Below are 16,573 nucleotides of genomic sequence, written 5' to 3' on the forward strand. Positions count from 1 at the left end.
GTTACTTGAACATACTATACCATATTGTAACCTAGACGATCTCTCTTTCAGAGGACAAAAAGACGCCCCCAACCAGTACATATGGTTGGGGACATCATTGGAGTCTTATATCGAGGTTTAAGCCATGCTTGCTGTGGGTCTCACCACGATTTCATTCACATCTACCTCAGCCGGCTGGTTGATCGCGTACAGAATGCTCTGAGCAATAGCCGCGGCCGGAATGGATATGCGCCGATAATCTTTCATAAGCTCGCGCGCTTCATCATCAGAGATCGATTCGGCAAGTTCGGATTCAGTTACACCTGGCGATACGAGGGTCACACGGATATCTGCGCCTACCTCCTGGCGCAAACCCTCCGAGATCGCACGAACCGCGTACTTGGTTGCACAATATACCGCGGCTGTTGGTGTCACAGCGTAGGCTCCGATGGAGGCGATATTAATAAACTGGCCGTAGCCCTGTTCTTTCATAACGGGCAGCCCAACAGCAATGCCGTGTAGAACACCACGAATGTTAACATCAATCATACGATTCCACTCGTCTACTTTTAGTGCTTCAAGAGGTGATAGTGGCATGACTCCGGCATTATTAACGATCACATCCAAACGTCCATAACGACTGAGCGCAAGCTCTACGATCGTTTGCATTTCTTCCAGCTGTGTAACATCAAGGGTATGATATTCTACTGAACCACCTTCAGAGAGAATGGAGGAAGCCAGCGTCTCCAGACGATCCACTCGTCTTGCACCCATGACAACATGTGCACCCTGCTCTGCTAACAGACGCGCCGTTGCTTCCCCAATTCCGCTGCTTGCACCTGTGATCACAACAACTTTCCCTTTTACATTAGACATTTTGATTTCTCTCCCTATTAGATATTTTATTGTGCATTTTCTCTGTACAACACCATGCCCGCATGATAAAGCACGTCGCCCTTAAAGTCTCCATCCGCAGTAAAGCCAGTATCATCGACATATTCAATATGGTCTCCATCGACTGCATACCGACCTTGATACGCACTTTGCCTATTTCCCCGCGCTTCATCATAGCGCCCGTCAGGGAGAAGTTCATGTCTGATGTACCCGTCCTTCGTCACCCACATTCCAACATACGGGTGCTTCACTTCTTGTTTATTTCCTGTTGTGCTGCCTGCCATATTTCCACGACACTCCTTTATGTTGCCAACAGATTTAATTGCTTACCTTCATTATGTAAGGAATCAGTCTCTATCCGATAGAAGAATCCCACAGTATTCTTGCCTATTCGTCCAGTACATTCTAAAATAGTTAAACGAGTACGAGGAAAGGAGGGCCAGCAATCCATGCTTTCAAAAATGGATCAGGATACAGCTATTGTTCAGCAGCAGCAGGAATTGGCCCGTCTGATCAGCCGTTTCACCCACGAAGACGGGGTTCATCTAACAGCAATTCCTTCGCTTGCTTTGATCCGTGCTTCCCAGGTTTCAGAGCCCATTCATGCCGTGCACGAACCCGCCCTGTGTATTGTGGCCCAAGGGTCCAAAGTGGTTATTCTCGGACAGGAGAGCTACACCTATGACTCTTCACAGTATTTGGTTGCTTCCATAAATTTGCCTATTTCAGGGCAAGTTGTACAGGCTACGACAGAACATCCCTATCTCTGCCTGAGACTTGATTTTGATTCAGGGCAGATTTTTGATCTTATTCAGGAAGCTCCTTCTACACAAACCAAACCCGACAATTCAACACGTCGTGGGTTGTTTGTAAGCTCAACCAAACCTCCGCTTCTGGAAGCTGTAATCCGATTGGTCAGGTTACTGGATACACCTGAAGACATTCCTATACTTGCACCGCTTATGATCCGCGAAATTCTATATCGCCTGATTCAGGATGAACATGGACATTCCATCAGGCAATTTGCAGTCCAGAACAGTCACGCACAGCATATCGCTCAAGTCATTGAATTGATTCAATCAGACTACGCCCATCCGCTACGAATCGAGCAATTGGCTTCCATGATCAACATGAGTACATCCTCATTGCATTATCATTTCAAAGCCATTACCGCCATGAGCCCACTGCAATATCAAAAACAGATTCGATTGCAGGAGGCACGGCGAATGCTGCTTGCAGGTTCAACCGATGCAGCCGATGCTGCATTCCAGGTTGGGTACGAGAGTCCTTCCCAATTCAGTCGGGAGTACGCTCGCATGTATGGTCTTCCTCCCAAAAGTGATATCAAACGCCTTCGCCATACACTCCATATCGAATGCTAAATATAAGCAAAAAAACCACGTCATAATGACGTGGTTTTTGGGTTTTGTTGGCTAGCAGCCTTCAGGAGAAGATGTTCTTCTTTTCAAATACAGACATCTGATTCTCCCCGATAATGGGGCACTCATCCGGAAACATGCTTCGCTTCTCCATCTTCTCATCTATAAAATCGACGATCTGTTGCAAGGATGCAATCTGTGATTCAATTTTCTTCCGATGGTTCAGCAGCATTTCACGCTCATCCGGGAAATCTTCCAGGTCCGAATCCATCGACATCTGTAAATAAGGCTTCATCTCCTCCAGAGACATGCCTGTTTTTTTCAAACAAGTAATAAGCTTCATCGTCTGGATATCCTCCGAACGGTATACCCGATGACAATTGGCCTTGCGTTCAGCCCGGGGAAGAAGTCCAATCTTCTCATAATAACGAATGGTATCTTCCGATAGTCCGGCCTGTTCTGACGTCTCTTTAATGGAGAACACTTCAGTATCACTCATCATCGTCGACCTCCTCCGCTTTCATTGAACTCTATCTTACAACTTGGAGTCAGCTCCAAGTCAAGGTTGTTTTGAGTTCATCGATACTACATCCTAAAAATTTAAAATATAAACCAACAGTACGCTTGACTTGGAGTCGACTCCAAATTATAGAATGAGCGCATTAGACAGATTGGCTCTGTCATCCCATTCACTCAGGAGGTATTTATATGAATTCAAACCATACACGTCATACAGCCTTAATTACAGGATCAACTTCGGGAATCGGTCTTGAACTGACCCGCAGTTTGTTAGCCGAAGGCTGGCAGGTTATCGGCCTCAATCGTTCCGCTTTTCCGAAGGAAGACAGTGATATTCAGGACGGATTGCGCTCTGGCCAGCTCCGTTGGGTTCAAGCTAACCTTACGCAGTACGATAGTCTGAGAAAAGCATTCAACCAGATTAAATCCGAAACGGATTCCATAGATGTATTGTTTAATAATGCCGGAGGTAGCGGTAATGATCTCCGTTTGTCGGATCAGGGACATGAAATGCACTTTGAATTACAGACCGTAGTGCCGTACATCATTTACATGGAACTACAGGATCTCCTTCACAAAGGCACCTTGAAAACCGTTATTAATACATCCACCAGTGCGTTTAATATGGTCAAACAGTTTAACCTGGACATCCTGGAACATCCAGCCGAGTTCAAAAAGCTGTTCGGTCCTTATGCGACTTCGAAGCTCGCATTGTCTTTATGGACACGCGAAGCTGCCGCTTCCCCTGCGGCTAAGGGAATCCGGTTACTCAGCGTGGACCCTGGAGGCAACAATACACTCAGAGGTAACAAAACATCCGGACTACCCTTTTATATCAAACCAATCATGAAGCTGTTCTTCCCACATCCAAGTCACGGAGCTTCTCTGCTGTATAAGGCTGCCATTGCGCAAACCAGTCTTACATCCGGTACGTTTCTGATGAAAAACAAACCCACTAATCTCCGGTTTACGGAGCAAGGCCCAGCCATTTTGAACAGAGTGCATGAAATTTATGAGCATGAATTTTTGCAGCTTGACTCTAAGACTGATCCAGTAAGCAAAGAAAGTGTCTGAGCTTTCTTCTGTACTTTGGATATAATTCCCCGTCCCTCATAATTGACAGGCTCTGGTTCATAACTTCTCTATACCGACATCTGTCATGGGATGAAGTAATGAACTGGAGGAATCTGCATATGAAAAATGAAAACAACAACAATGGCAAGCCATTAATTATACCGCAGCCAATACGAAAAGACGGTGCCGGAGGACCCGATCTGGGACCTCGGGATGTAATGAGAGATTTACAAAATCCGGATATGCTGGTGCCTCCGGAAACCGACAACGGCTTATTACCCAACCTGAGAATGTCTTTTTCCGATACACATATGCAGTTGAACCATGGCGGTTGGTCCCGCGAAATTACAGTACGGGACCTGCCCATCGCTACGACACTGGCCGGTGTAAATATGAGTCTTACACCTGGAGGTGTAAGAGAGCTGCACTGGCATCAACAATCGGAATGGGCGTATATGATCTGGGGGACGGCACGAATTACGTCCGTGGATCAGCAAGGACGTAATTTTATTGCAGATGTGGGGCCGGGAGATCTGTGGTTTTTTCCAAAAGGTCTGCCGCATTCCATTCAGGGCTTAGCTGATGGGTGTGAGTTTTTGCTTGTTTTTGATGATGGGTCCTTTTCCGATCTGAATACATTATCCATCTCTGATTGGTTTGCACATACGCCACCAGAGGTGTTATCCGTCAATTTTGGCGTACCCGAATCTGCATTCCAATCCATGCCAAAAGAACAGGTTTACATTTTTCAGGATCAGGTCCCTGGTTCCCTCGCTAGCCAGGAAGTTCAGTCCCCCTATGGCACAGTTCCACTCTCCTTCAAACATCGGCTGTTAGCCCAAAAACCGATCATTACACCAGGAGGCAGTGTGCGCATTGTAGACTCCACCAACTTTCCGATCTCCACAACCGTTGCAGCAGCACTCGTGGAAATAAAGCCTGGAGGTATGCGCGAGCTTCATTGGCATCCTAATGCGGATGAATGGCAATACTATTTGACTGGGCAAGGAAGGATGACGGTTTTTGGAGGGAATGGCATTGCACGCACATTTGACTATCGGGCTGGAGATGTTGGATACGTACCTGTAGCTATGGGGCATTATATTCAGAATACGGGCACAGACACGTTATGGTTTTTGGAGATGTTTAGAAGTGATCGGTTTGAGGATATCTCCCTAAATCAATGGATGGCATTAACCCCGGAAGAGCTTGTACGTGACAACCTGAACGCTTCCCCTGAACTACTTCATGCATTGCGTAAAGAAAAATGGCCCGTTGTTTAGTGGAGCTACACCTCTATCAAATAGAGGCAAATCGGTTAAAAGTTAAATAATCCCAATACGGAGGTGGAATATAAAGATGAAAGCCGTTACTTTTCAAGGAACCAAGGATATTCAAGTAAAAGAGGTTGAAGACCCGAGATTGCAGCAAAAGGATGACATCATCGTCCGTATTACTTCTACAGCCATATGTGGATCAGATCTACATATATATCAGGGAGCACTGCCCGCCCAAAAGGATTATGTCATCGGTCATGAGCCTATGGGCATTGTTGAGGAAGTGGGGCCCGAGGTAACGCGAGTAAAAAAAGGAGATCGTGTGGTGGTACCATTTAACATCTCCTGCGGCGAATGTTTTTATTGCAATCACGACATGGAGAGCCAGTGCGATAACTCGAACCGCAATCCGGAGGTTCATACCGGAGGTTATTTTGGCTTCACGGAACGGTACGGAAATTATCCTGGCGGTCAGGCTGAATTTTTGCGTGTTCCTTATGGGAATTTCATGCCTTTTGTCATTCCCGAATCATGTGAACTGGAGGATGAAGCTCTGTTATTCCTGTCCGATGTGCTTCCTACTGCGTACTGGAGTGTTGAGAATGCTGGGGTGAAGCCAGGAGACACTGTAACCGTATTGGGCAGCGGACCGATTGGTCTTATGGCACAAAAATTCGCTTGGATGAAAGGTGCCAAGCGAGTAATTGCAGTGGATCGTCTTCCGTATCGACTGGAAAAAGCCAAACGAATGAATGATTCCGAAGTATTTAATTTCGAAGATTACGAAGATATGGGTGAACATATTCGCGAAATAACCCGAGGCGGAGCGGATGTTGTCATCGACTGTGTAGGCATGGATGGCAAGAAATCCACTTTGGAGGAAATCGGACAGAAGCTGAAAATTCATGGCGGTTCATTGAGTGCGATTGAAATCGGCATCAAGGCTGTACGCAAATTCGGGACGATGCAACTGACGGGGGTTTACGGCTCGTCCTATAACATGTTCCCCCTAGGCAATCTGTTTGAACGAAACATTAACCTTAGAATGGGACAAGCTCCTGTCATTCACTATATGCCGGAGCTTTTCCGCAAAATCACGGCTGGCGAATTCGACCCTACCGAGATCATCTCCCACCGCATTGCGCTGGAAAATGCGAAGGAAGCTTACCGGATTTTCTACGAACACGAAGACAAATGTACCAAAGTTATACTGAAGCCTTGATTTGATTGTATAACGATTAAAAAAGCAGAAGTCCCATACACGGGACCTCTGCCTTTTTTGATTTTGCTTTTGCTCACTTTAACTAATGCTCCTACAAAGGATCAATATGATAATGCGAATAAACCTTATTTCGCTTTTACCGCCTGAATGTAAACACTCTCTCCTTTGAAGCTAACGAGTCTGCCAGACTGCGTCACTTCAAAATTGAAATACTTCTTAATTACAGATGGCGCGCTCAGCATGCTTGCTTCAAGCTCTTTACTCTGCGTCTCCGGAAGTCCAGCCCTGATGCACCAGTCTTCAAATGTAAAGTGTTTCTCAAAGGAAACCATCGTTTCCATTCGAAATCCGGCAAGCTCCAACATCCGAATCCATTCCGTCTTACGCCATGCCCGAACATGACTTCCATCACGCCACTTCTCGATTTCATTGTAAAATTGGTCGCTCTCATCACGTTCAGGTGCCACATTATCAATTAATAACAGTCTGCCACCAGGTTTCATTACCCGAAGCGCCTCTGATACAAAGGATTGCACGTCTGGAAAATGGTGTGCAGCAATGCGACAGGTCACAAGGTCAAAGAAATCATCCTCGAAAGGGATATGTTCAGCATCTCCTGCAACAAAATCCACATTCTGGTGCCCGTTTCCCCGGATAAAGCGTTCAGCCACTTGTAACATCTCATCTGTTAGATCCAATGCGATAACCTGCTCCACAAGCGGAGCTAACGCATTGGCAACATGTCCTCCTCCAGTGGCAATATCCAGCACCTTCATATCCAAGCTCGCTTGAGATGAAGCCACAAGCAATGCCAGATCATCCCCCTTAGCATGACCGGCACTAGTCACATATTTCTCTGCATTTTTAGCAAATTGTTTACGCACCTGTCCTTTAATCTGATCATTAGACATACTCTCTCCTCCTTTGAGTTTCATTAGATGAAACTATGTTTCATTATTTTGATAATATATATCTTATCACAGAATGACCTGGAGCGAAATAAAAAAGCATCTCCCCAGTGAATTTCACTGAGAAGATGCCATCTTATTTTAAACAAACTATGAGATAGAGATTGTTTTTAACTTTTAAGGAAACTTTACTCTTTGACTTATTTCACAACGGTCGGCGATTTTTTCCATAGTCCGAGAATCAGACCGGAGATTACTGCACCGATTGCTACAGCGAGCAGGAAGAGTAATGCGTGATTCGCCAGTGCCGCAACGAAAATTCCTCCATGCGGAGCAGGTACGTTAATGCTCCACAGTTGAGTCAGTCCACCTGCAACAGCAGAACCGAGAATACAGGATGTCAGGACACGCAGCGGGTCAGCCGCAGCAAATGGAATGGCACCTTCTGTGATGAAGGAAAATCCGAGCACATAATTCGTCAAACCTGATTTGCGTTCTTGTTCCGTAAATTTCGATTTGAAGAACGTTGTAGCGAGTGCAATCGCCAGTGGCGGTACCATACCGCCTGCCATAACAGCTGCCATCCAAGCACCATCCGTATTGCCGCTCGATGTGAATACACCGATAGCAAACGTATAAGCCGCTTTGTTAAACGGTCCACCCATATCGATGGACATCATGCCACCAAGCAGCAAGCCAAGCAATACAGCATTTCCAGTACCCAGATTGCCAAGCGCATCTACAAGCCATGTGTTAAGGGAACCGAAGATTGGATCAAAGACATAGAAACTGATTGCACCAACGATAAGCAATCCGAACACAGGATACAGCAGGATCGGTTTCAAACCATCAATTGCTTTAGGTAGTCCTTTAAACAGCTTGCGCAGACCAATTACAACGTAACCTGCCAGGAAACCGGCAGCCAGACCACCAAGGAAACCGGCGTTTGAATTCACGGCCATCAATCCACCGACCATACCAGGCATCAGGGCCGGACGATCACCAATACTCATCGCAATAAATCCGGCTAGAACAGGAATCAGGAAGTGGAATGCACCAGTCCCGCCACCAATGGTTTGCAGCAGTTGCACAATAGGATTTTCTGGACTTGCAATTTGTTCAAACAAGAAGGATATAGCGAGCAAAATCCCGCCACCCACGACAAATGGAAGCATATGCGAGATCCCGTTCATCAAATCTTTATAAATCTTGCTGCCCATGCTCACTTTGCCTTGGTTTTCTCCTTCACTCTTGCCACCGTTACCGCCCTGGCTTCGGTAGATCGGAGCGTCCCCATTAACTGCCTTACGAATAAGTTCTTCGGATTTGCGAATGCCATCACTTACAGGTCTTTGCAATACCGGTTTGCCATCAAAGCGCGCCATTTCCACATTTTTATCCGCCGCAACGATAACCCCTTTGGCACGCGCGATTTCATCAGCTGTCAGTACGTTCTGTGCTCCTTCGGAACCGTTGGTTTCCACGCGGATATTAACGCCCATTTCCTGTGCTTTCTTTTTGAGAGCGTCTTCAGCCATGAACGTGTGAGCAATACCTGTTGGGCATGCTGTTACTGCAACGACAAAATCTTCAGATGCCGCATCACCAACAATAAGGCCTGATGTATTTTGCTTCTGTCCATTCGCATTGTCCGAGCCAGATACAGCGTTTGTTCCATTTGCAGCTTTTGCTGCTTTTTCCGCTTCAGCTTTTTCTTTGGCAGCTTTTTTCTCCGCTTCCTCCGCCTGTTTGGCATCGAATAATGCAGTCACTTCTTCAGGAGTGTCCGTGCTCATCAGCTGCGAGATGAAATCGCTATCAATCAACAGCCTGGAAAGAGCCGCAAGTGTACGAAGATGTGTATTGGCCGCCCCTTCTGGAGCTGCAATCATGAAGAAAATATGGGCCGGTTCATCATCAAGTGCTTCAAAATCAAGACCTTTTCGACTCTTGGCGAATACAACTGTTGGTTCATTAACTGCTGTTGTCTTGGCATGAGGCATGGCAATACCGCCACCGATCCCTGTGCTGGATTCCGCTTCACGTTTATAAATCATTTCCTTAAACAGAATTGGATCATTAATACGTCCGCTACGGTTTAAGCTTGCAATGAGTTCATCGATAGCCTCTTCTTTCGTTGTGGCTTGCAGGTCCATGATCATCGTTTCCTGGATCATCAGGTCTGTTATTCTCATTTTGGTACACTCCCTTAAATTCAGTCGGCCTCTGTGATGCAGACCGACTTATAATTGTACTTCTTGCGCTGTTATATGCTATCCATTGAATCCCCTCTTCTAAAAGGGGCATGCATTCCATTCATTTTGTACGGACTATATTTGGGTTATCGTGACTTGAGTACGCAGCTGTTCAATGAATTCCCGAGTTGCCAGATCATCCGAGAAAGCCGTCGCACTCCCCGAAGCAACCCCTGTTCGGAACGCTTCAAGCAGGTCTTCGTTTAGTCCAAATGTCCCTACGAATCCACCGATCATGGAATCTCCAGCACCGACCGAGTTCTTCACGACTCCTTTTGGCACACTCGCATGGTAGACATCTGTTTTGGTAATCAACAGCGCTCCTTCTCCTGCCATGGAGATCAACACATGTTTGGCACCTGCTTCCAAAAGCTTGCGACCATACGTCACCAGTTCCTCTTGAGAGTCAATCGTCACCCCGAAAAGTTCAGCCAGTTCGTGATGGTTCGGCTTCACCAGCAGCGGTTCATGTACTAAAGCATCCAATAAAGCGGGGCCTGTCGTATCGATTACAAAATCGGCACTTGTTTGTTTGCACACGTTGATCAGACGATCGTAGAAATCGGCTCCCAGCGAAGGTGGTACACTTCCCGAAAGAATGACGATATCTCCTTTTTGCAGTGCGGATAGCTTGTTAAGCAACTCTTCTACTTCCTCTGGTCGAATGGCTGGTCCCAATCCGTTAATCTCTGTCTCGTCTCCATGCTTCAGCTTGATGTTAATCCGCGTATCATCTGCGATGGTAACGAAATCCGTCAGGATCTTATCTTCCTGTAATTTGTCATTAATGAAGCGGCCCGTGAACCCTCCCAGAAATCCGAGTGCAGTGTTTTCGGCTCCCAGTTGATTAAGCACTCGCGATACGTTAATACCTTTGCCTCCAGGAAGTTTCAGGTCCCGATTCATGCGATTCAAATCACCAAGCTTCAGATCATGCACTTCCACGATGTAATCAATGGAAGGGTTAAGTGTTACGGTATATATCATGGCTATCCCTCAATTATTTTAGTTTTCTCGGCGATTACAGAGCGCCAGTGTTCCGGCATATGTTCTGTGATCAAGTCTGCCTCCTCAAGGTCAAACAGTTTGGCAAAAGTAATTTCTCCAATTTTGCTGGAATCAGCCAGCACGTAAGATTTACCGGACAATTGATGTGCACGCCTTTTAATCAAGGCTTCCTCCGGATCAGGAGTTGTATACCCCATTTCGGCGTCCACTCCGTTGGTTCCAATAAAACATTTATCAAAACGGAAGTTGTCCATGTTCTGTAATGCGATACTGCCAATCACCGCTTTGGTGTGAATTTTCATCATTCCGCCAAGTAGATAGCTGCGTATTCGTTTACTTACCAGCGCTTCTACATGTGAAAGTCCGTTCGTCACTACCGTAACGTCCTTGGCTTCAATATAGGAAATCATGGCTAATGTTGTCGTCCCTGCATCCAGATAGATACATTCACCATTGTTGATCTCCTGCGCAGCTAAACGAGCAATCGCCGTTTTCTGTTGAATGTTTTTGAACGTTTTTTCTTCCATACCTGGTTCTGGCGTCTTTTCATTCACTAGAGCAGCACCACCATGTATGCGTTTCAGCATCTGACGGCTCTCCAGATCAATCAAATCGCGCCGTATCGTTGATTCAGAAGCACCAAGCACATCGACAAGCTCTTGCAGTTTCACAATTCCTCTTTCATGTAAGCGCTCTATAATTGCAGCATATCGTTCTTCAGTTAGCATTTTCATTCCTCCAACTGCTTTTATAGTAACATAAAATCCGTAAAAAACAATCATTTTCATTCAAATTAATTTAAAAACATTCAAAAACCATCAACATTCGACATTTAATAGACATCAAACATCGTATTCAACCCTAAATATCGTTCAAAATCGTTCAAATCTTATTTCTTTTTCAGAATGTCCATATCCTCTTTCTTCTTCCATGCATTTGATAATATCGAACGAATGATTTCGTCTCTATTTCCACATGGGAGGTGGCCATATGACGAATAGTAGAAATAAACACCGAAGACCTTGTATTCCTCATACAGGTAAAACAAATTCTTCACTACGCTTCGGGTGGATTTCCTCCAACTGGAGCGGTTATGCCCGAGCGAGTGACAAAGCTAAATTCAGACGTATCTCGGCTGAATGGAACGTGCCCTTTGTTCTACCATCATCCAAGTCCTCATACTCCTCAGCCTGGATCGGTATTGATGGATACGAGAATTCCAATCTCATTCAGACTGGAACAGGCCATGACTGGGTTAACGGCCAAGCTAGTTATTATGCCTGGTGGGAAATTCTTCCGGACTTTGAAACGGTCATCCCTTTTCCTGTATCACCAGGAGATCGGATCAGAGCTGCCATTTATAAAATCAATCGTACCCGCTGGTGTATCACACTCCATAACCTGACCCAAAGTTGGACTTTCCGCACCGTTCAGCAATATACAGGCCAACAATCATCCGCGGAGTGGATTGTAGAAGCCCCATCAGTGGGAAGTTCCATCTCCAAGATGGCAAAAATTACGCCTGTCACCTTCAAATGTTGTCGCCTGAATGGTTGCTCCCCCGGCTTCGTTGCCAAAGAGAAAGGCATCATGATTCAGCAAAAACAGGTTGTTTCCATTCCAGGAGCACCGGGACCACGCGGAGACTCTTTCGTCGTGAAACGAAACGGCTAAGTCTTCTTCGTTGACAGATTCGTTAATGAAAAAAAACTGCAATGAGCCGTATTCGGCGTACCATTGCAGAATGGATATTCGGTCATTGTGGAATTGACACGAGTCTCTTTTTTCAATTATAAGAATAACTCAGCCCTGTCTGGTTTGGGTTTTACCCAATTTCCTTCTTCGTTAATAAATGCTCCCTTGAAACGCCCCATCTCCAATTTCTCTATTAGCTTCATCTCATCCAGCACCAGAATTTCGGACAACTGCTGCAAACTATAAAAATCACTTGGATCATAATCCAGCAGAATTGGAACAGCCATGTCGTACAGTTCTTTAATTAGATTTTCCAATGAATGACGCCCGAGGTTGTCCATGGTTTGGAAATACTTCAGATCATGGGACACCAGATTGCGGAACGATTTATCTTTCAAGTTCATCCACAGCGTATTACACGCCTGAACACTCATATAGTTCTGCTCTACATCATAATATTGGATCTCATCAATCTTCATATACTTTTCCTGAAAAGCCACAATTTTGATCAAGGGTTCATTTCGTTTGCGTGACGCTTTCTTCAAATGGGTTCTGAACCCCTCATAATCCATGATTCTCACAATAATCTATCGCCTGCCTTAACGCTGTATATTTCGATATTTTACAGCATTATATAAGCACCCGTAAATGTAACTTTAGAAAAAGGAAAACCGTACAGCATCTTACTCCGCTGTACGGTCATTTTGAATACTCAGATTCCAACTTCACTCTTCACCCAACTCGCAGTAAATTCCTGTTCGTTATACTTCAAAAATTGCTCCAAGATCTGCTCACGGTCATCCAGGAAAAGCTGATCGGCTACAGCTGAAACCAACTTCGGCACAGCATTCTTTGTCCCCGATATTGCCGAGGCAGAGAGGCCGCAACTTGCAAGTGCAGAGTAGTTAAAGACAAACAACCCACGCAGTTTAACCTGTCCCTCCTCATCTCTGCTGGTCATTGCAAATCCGGGACTAAGGTAGGGATGTGCGTCAAGTAATGCATTCCTTTGTTCCATCGGAGCTTGAAAACGGTCTGCCCAGCGTGCAATGTGTGCCTCCACCATTCTGAGCTCGGGGCGCAGTGACGGATCACTCACCATACCCGTGCTGATGACCAGAAAATCAAAGGAGTGCTGGCCCTGTGGCGTAGTCACTACCGCTTTCCCATCCTTCATCTGTACATTCAGCCAAGGCGCATGAAGATGTAATTGGAAGCCTGGCCATGCAGCGGCCCGGTTGAAGGTATCATTGGTTGGTGGCTGATTGTATTTAAAAAAATGGGAAATGGTCACATACTTATCCTCGTCCGACAATACGTGAAAACGTTCGATCATACCGGATTGTTCCATCTGACGTATCGGGTTAACGCTTGGCAATTGTTCCCGCCGCACAAATACGTGAGCCTCAGCCACGCCTGTGGCAAGTGCAAAGTTGGCATTATCAAAGGCAGACGCCCCGCCACCAAGTATGGCAATCCTTTTTCCTTTTAACCGTTCATAATCAATTAGCTCGGATGTGTGAGCGTACAGATGTCTAGGTACTTTCTCAGCGATCATCGGCGGTACATGCCATTCTCCACCACCCTGGATGCCCGTAGCCAAGACAACCTTTCGTGCCAGCAACATATTACTTGGAGCCCCTGCACCCGTAATGTGTAGCCGGTGTAAGCCTCCATCTGCAGGTTCAATCAGTCTCAGTTTCACTTCATTCACGACAGGTAGTCTAAGCACATCCCTGTACCAACGCAGATAGTTCATCCATTCGCTGCGCGGAATTTTATCAACCTCATCCCATCCCGAAGGACCCGCTTGCGCTTCCCACCATGCTCGAAACGTCAGCGAAGGAATACCGAGATCAATGGAAGTCAGATGTTTTGGTGTACGTAACGTGACCATACGCGCGTAAGTTTCCCAAGGTCCCTCCAACCCTGCGGCATTTTCATCAATGACCAGAATGTTGGATATCCGCTCACGTAGGAATCCAAAAGCAGCCCCCAAACCGCTCTGCCCACCACCTACAATAACGACATCATAGATATGGCCTTCGTCATGTTCGCGAGGGCGAATCCAATCCGCACCTCCATATGCGAGATAAGCCAGATCATCTTGTACTCGTTGGTTTAATGTTTCAAGGCTCATCATTCATCAACCCTTTCAACGTCCACTCGTATGCTGCTACGAACCGCTCGTTTAATGTTATGTTGGTGTAATAATTTGTTTTGTTGATGGATATTCTATAAGTTCAAAGCAGCCTAATTCATTTACCATATGGATAAAGACGGTGATTCCGTCTCAATCCCTTACATCATTTTCATAAGGATTAGCGTTATTATATGAGTTGGAGTCATTTTTTTGAATATCACGACAGATTTCTTGTCATCAGATCTAAAAATATCTAACATGCTTGTTAACTATAACGAAACCAAATTTTAATGGCTTCGTCCTGTATGTAAAAAAGACAGATCAGGTTGGATATTAACGGTCGATCCAACCCGGATCTGTTTTCGTTTTGTCTTATTTTCAAATAGGTGAGGTGCTGAAAATCAACACCTCATGTCAATTCGTGTACTGACCATACAATACCGTTCGTTGCACCAATGCCCAAGTTCAGAGTAATCGTTAATCCATTCGCTGCGTAAAACAACCCGATCACATCGCCTGCGTTCAGCGTAACCTGTGCTGCTAGCGTTACGGCTCCACTACCAAGCACTGCCCGCAACGTAAGTAGCGTTACGCTGATATTCAGGATCGGCAATAGTCCATTGACCAATGTAGTCGTAGTGGGGGATGTTCTTTGCACCAGAAACGCTGGATTGACCCCAGCACCCAATGAGATGGCAATTGCGGCAGTTGTAGAAAAATTGATTGTTGCCACAATCGAGTAGGTCCCAGTATTGGGCGCCGTGTAATTGCCTGTAGTTGCATTAAAATTTGCATTACCATAGTAAGGACTTGCTGTACTCCAGTTGGTTAACTGTGCACTGGTTGTTGTTGATAGATTAGCCAAAAATGCAGAAAATCCTTGTGCAGCTAGATTGGGCCCTGATGCACCCGTAGCCCCTGTGGCTCCTGTGGCTCCTGTGGCTCCTGTGGATCCAGTGGATCCAGTAACTCCAGTCGCCCCGGTAGCCCCAGTTGCGCCTGTTGTTCCCGTTCCCGTTGCTCCTGTCGCACCAGTTGCACTCGTTACACCCGTTGAACCCGTCGCACCAGTAGCCCCAGTCGTTCCTGTTCCTGTGACCCCTGTCGCACCTGTTACCCCAGTAAGACCCGTTGTACCAGTGGCTCCCGTAGCTCCGGTTCCTGTTGCCCCTGTCGCACCTGTTACCCCAGTAAGACCCGTTGCTCCAGTGGCTCCAGTTGTTCCGGTTCCTGTTGCCCCTGTCACACCAGTTACTCCAGTAAGTCCCGTCGTGCCTGTGGCTCCAGTTGTTCCCGTTCCTGTTGTACCTGTCACACCTGTTACCCCAGTAAGACCCGTTGCTCCTGTGGCTCCAGTTGTTCCGGTTCCTGTTGCCCCTGTCACACCAGTTACTCCTGTTAAACCCGTCGCGCCTGTAGCTCCAGTTGTTCCGGTTCCTGTTGCCCCTGTCACACCAGTTATACCTGTTAAACCCGTCGCGCCTGTAGCTCCTGTCGTTCCTGTTCCCGTTGCTCCGGTAGCTCCAGTAAGACCCGCTGCACCTGTGGCTCCCGTAGCTCCGGTTCCGGTGGTTCCTGTCGCACCTGTTACCCCAGTAAGCCCTGTTGCACCTGTGGCGCCGGTCGTTCCCGTTCCGGTGGCTCCTGTCGTACCTGTCACTCCAGTAAAACCTGTTGCTCCAGCAGCTCCTGTTGTTCCTGTTCCCGTTGCACCTGTCGCACCTGTTACCCCAGTAGATCCTGTCGTGCCTGTGGCTCCGGTAGTTCCAGTAGCCCCGGTGACTCCTACTCCAGTTACACCTGTTACACCGGTCACACCAGTAGATCCGGTGACTCCTACTCCAGTTACACCTGTTACACCGGTCACACCAGTAGATCCGGTGACTCCTACTCCGGTGGCACCTGTCGCACCAGTTTCACCAGTAAGCCCCGGTGCACCAGTAGCTCCTGCTGTTCCCGTGGCTCCTGTCGTACCTGTTACTCCAGTAAGACCCGTTGCTCCTGTAACTCCGGTTCCGGTTGCGCCTGTCGCACCAGTTTCGCCAGTAGACCCTGTCGTACCTGTAGCTCCGGTAGACCCGGTGATTCCTATTCCGGTTGCACCAGTCACACCTGTACATCCTGTGGCGCCAGTTGTCCCGGTTGCGCCTGTCGCACCTGTTACTCCTGTAAGACCCGTTGCTCCGGTAGTTCCAGTAGCCCCGGTGACTCCTACTCCAG

14 protein-coding genes and 1 pseudogene are annotated in these 16,573 nt (G+C 46.8%); 5 read left to right on the forward strand and 10 right to left on the reverse strand.

The features are described 5' to 3' along the window. Positions 1-117: 117 nt before the first annotated feature. A complete protein-coding gene (locus tag HP548_RS10840) occupies positions 118-855 on the reverse strand; it encodes an SDR family oxidoreductase (protein ID WP_175381635.1) in 738 nt (245 codons plus the stop codon). A gap of 26 nt (positions 856-881) precedes the next feature. Next, complete coding sequence (locus tag HP548_RS10845) at positions 882-1,157, reverse strand: Atu4866 domain-containing protein (protein ID WP_175381636.1); 276 nt, start codon at positions 1,155-1,157, stop codon at positions 882-884. 165 nt (positions 1,158-1,322) lie between these two features. Between HP548_RS10845 and HP548_RS10850 the strand changes: the two genes are divergently transcribed. Then, positions 1,323-2,255 carry an AraC family transcriptional regulator gene (locus HP548_RS10850; RefSeq protein WP_099853602.1) on the forward strand — a complete coding sequence of 311 codons (933 nt, stop codon included), beginning with the start codon at positions 1,323-1,325 and terminating at the stop codon, positions 2,253-2,255. A gap of 61 nt (positions 2,256-2,316) precedes the next feature. Here HP548_RS10850 and HP548_RS10855 read toward each other — a convergent pair whose 3' ends face one another. After that, positions 2,317-2,751 carry a MerR family transcriptional regulator gene (locus tag HP548_RS10855; protein WP_175381637.1) on the reverse strand — a complete coding sequence of 145 codons (435 nt, stop codon included), beginning with the start codon at positions 2,749-2,751 and terminating at the stop codon, positions 2,317-2,319. A gap of 209 nt (positions 2,752-2,960) precedes the next feature. Between HP548_RS10855 and HP548_RS10860 the strand changes: the two genes are divergently transcribed. From HP548_RS10860 to HP548_RS10870, 3 genes are all read left to right on the forward strand, one after another. Next, a complete protein-coding gene (locus HP548_RS10860; protein ID WP_175381638.1) occupies positions 2,961-3,845 on the forward strand; it encodes an SDR family NAD(P)-dependent oxidoreductase in 885 nt (294 codons plus the stop codon). Between the two features lie 119 nt (positions 3,846-3,964). Then, on the forward strand, positions 3,965-5,128 hold the full coding sequence (locus HP548_RS10865) for an oxalate decarboxylase family bicupin (RefSeq protein WP_076292086.1): 1,164 nt from the start codon (positions 3,965-3,967) through the stop codon (positions 5,126-5,128). Positions 5,129-5,204: 76 nt separating this feature from the next. Further along, positions 5,205-6,344 (forward strand): zinc-dependent alcohol dehydrogenase, encoded by a 1,140-nt coding sequence (locus tag HP548_RS10870; RefSeq protein ID WP_175381639.1) that lies wholly within the window; start codon positions 5,205-5,207, stop codon positions 6,342-6,344. A gap of 125 nt (positions 6,345-6,469) precedes the next feature. On the opposite strand, the gene HP548_RS10875 is transcribed toward HP548_RS10870, so the two are convergent. The 4 genes from HP548_RS10875 to HP548_RS10890 all read right to left on the reverse strand — a co-directional run bounded on the left by HP548_RS10875 (position 6,470) and on the right by HP548_RS10890 (position 11,243). Next, positions 6,470-7,255: a class I SAM-dependent methyltransferase gene (locus tag HP548_RS10875; protein WP_175381640.1), complete on the reverse strand. Its 786-nt coding sequence runs from the start codon at positions 7,253-7,255 to the stop codon at positions 6,470-6,472. 197 nt (positions 7,256-7,452) lie between these two features. Further along, positions 7,453-9,447 carry a PTS fructose transporter subunit IIABC gene (locus tag HP548_RS10880; RefSeq protein ID WP_076292089.1) on the reverse strand — a complete coding sequence of 665 codons (1,995 nt, stop codon included), beginning with the start codon at positions 9,445-9,447 and terminating at the stop codon, positions 7,453-7,455. Between the two features lie 135 nt (positions 9,448-9,582). Next, complete coding sequence (pfkB, locus tag HP548_RS10885; RefSeq protein WP_175381641.1) at positions 9,583-10,494, reverse strand: 1-phosphofructokinase; 912 nt, start codon at positions 10,492-10,494, stop codon at positions 9,583-9,585. Between the two features lie 2 nt (positions 10,495-10,496). Next, positions 10,497-11,243 carry a DeoR/GlpR family DNA-binding transcription regulator gene (locus tag HP548_RS10890; protein ID WP_175381642.1) on the reverse strand — a complete coding sequence of 249 codons (747 nt, stop codon included), beginning with the start codon at positions 11,241-11,243 and terminating at the stop codon, positions 10,497-10,499. Between the two features lie 262 nt (positions 11,244-11,505). On the opposite strand from HP548_RS10890, the gene HP548_RS10895 reads away from it, so the two are divergent. Next, positions 11,506-12,189: a G1 family glutamic endopeptidase gene (locus tag HP548_RS10895; RefSeq protein ID WP_175381643.1), complete on the forward strand. Its 684-nt coding sequence runs from the start codon at positions 11,506-11,508 to the stop codon at positions 12,187-12,189. 116 nt (positions 12,190-12,305) lie between these two features. On the opposite strand, the gene HP548_RS10900 is transcribed toward HP548_RS10895, so the two are convergent. The 3 genes and pseudogenes from HP548_RS10900 to HP548_RS10910 all read right to left on the reverse strand — a co-directional run. Beyond that, positions 12,306-12,755: a hypothetical protein gene (locus HP548_RS10900; RefSeq protein WP_099853612.1), complete on the reverse strand. Its 450-nt coding sequence runs from the start codon at positions 12,753-12,755 to the stop codon at positions 12,306-12,308. 167 nt (positions 12,756-12,922) lie between these two features. Continuing rightward, positions 12,923-14,350, reverse strand: coding sequence for an FAD/NAD(P)-binding protein (locus HP548_RS10905; RefSeq protein WP_175381644.1), 1,428 nt, complete (start codon positions 14,348-14,350; stop codon positions 12,923-12,925). A gap of 412 nt (positions 14,351-14,762) precedes the next feature. Next, positions 14,763-16,573 (reverse strand): annotated as a pseudogene (locus HP548_RS10910) (collagen-like protein); the annotation flags it as partial.

Origin of the sequence: Paenibacillus taichungensis (assembly GCF_013359905.1) — a bacterium.
Lineage (GTDB): Bacteria > Bacillota > Bacilli > Paenibacillales > Paenibacillaceae > Paenibacillus > Paenibacillus taichungensis.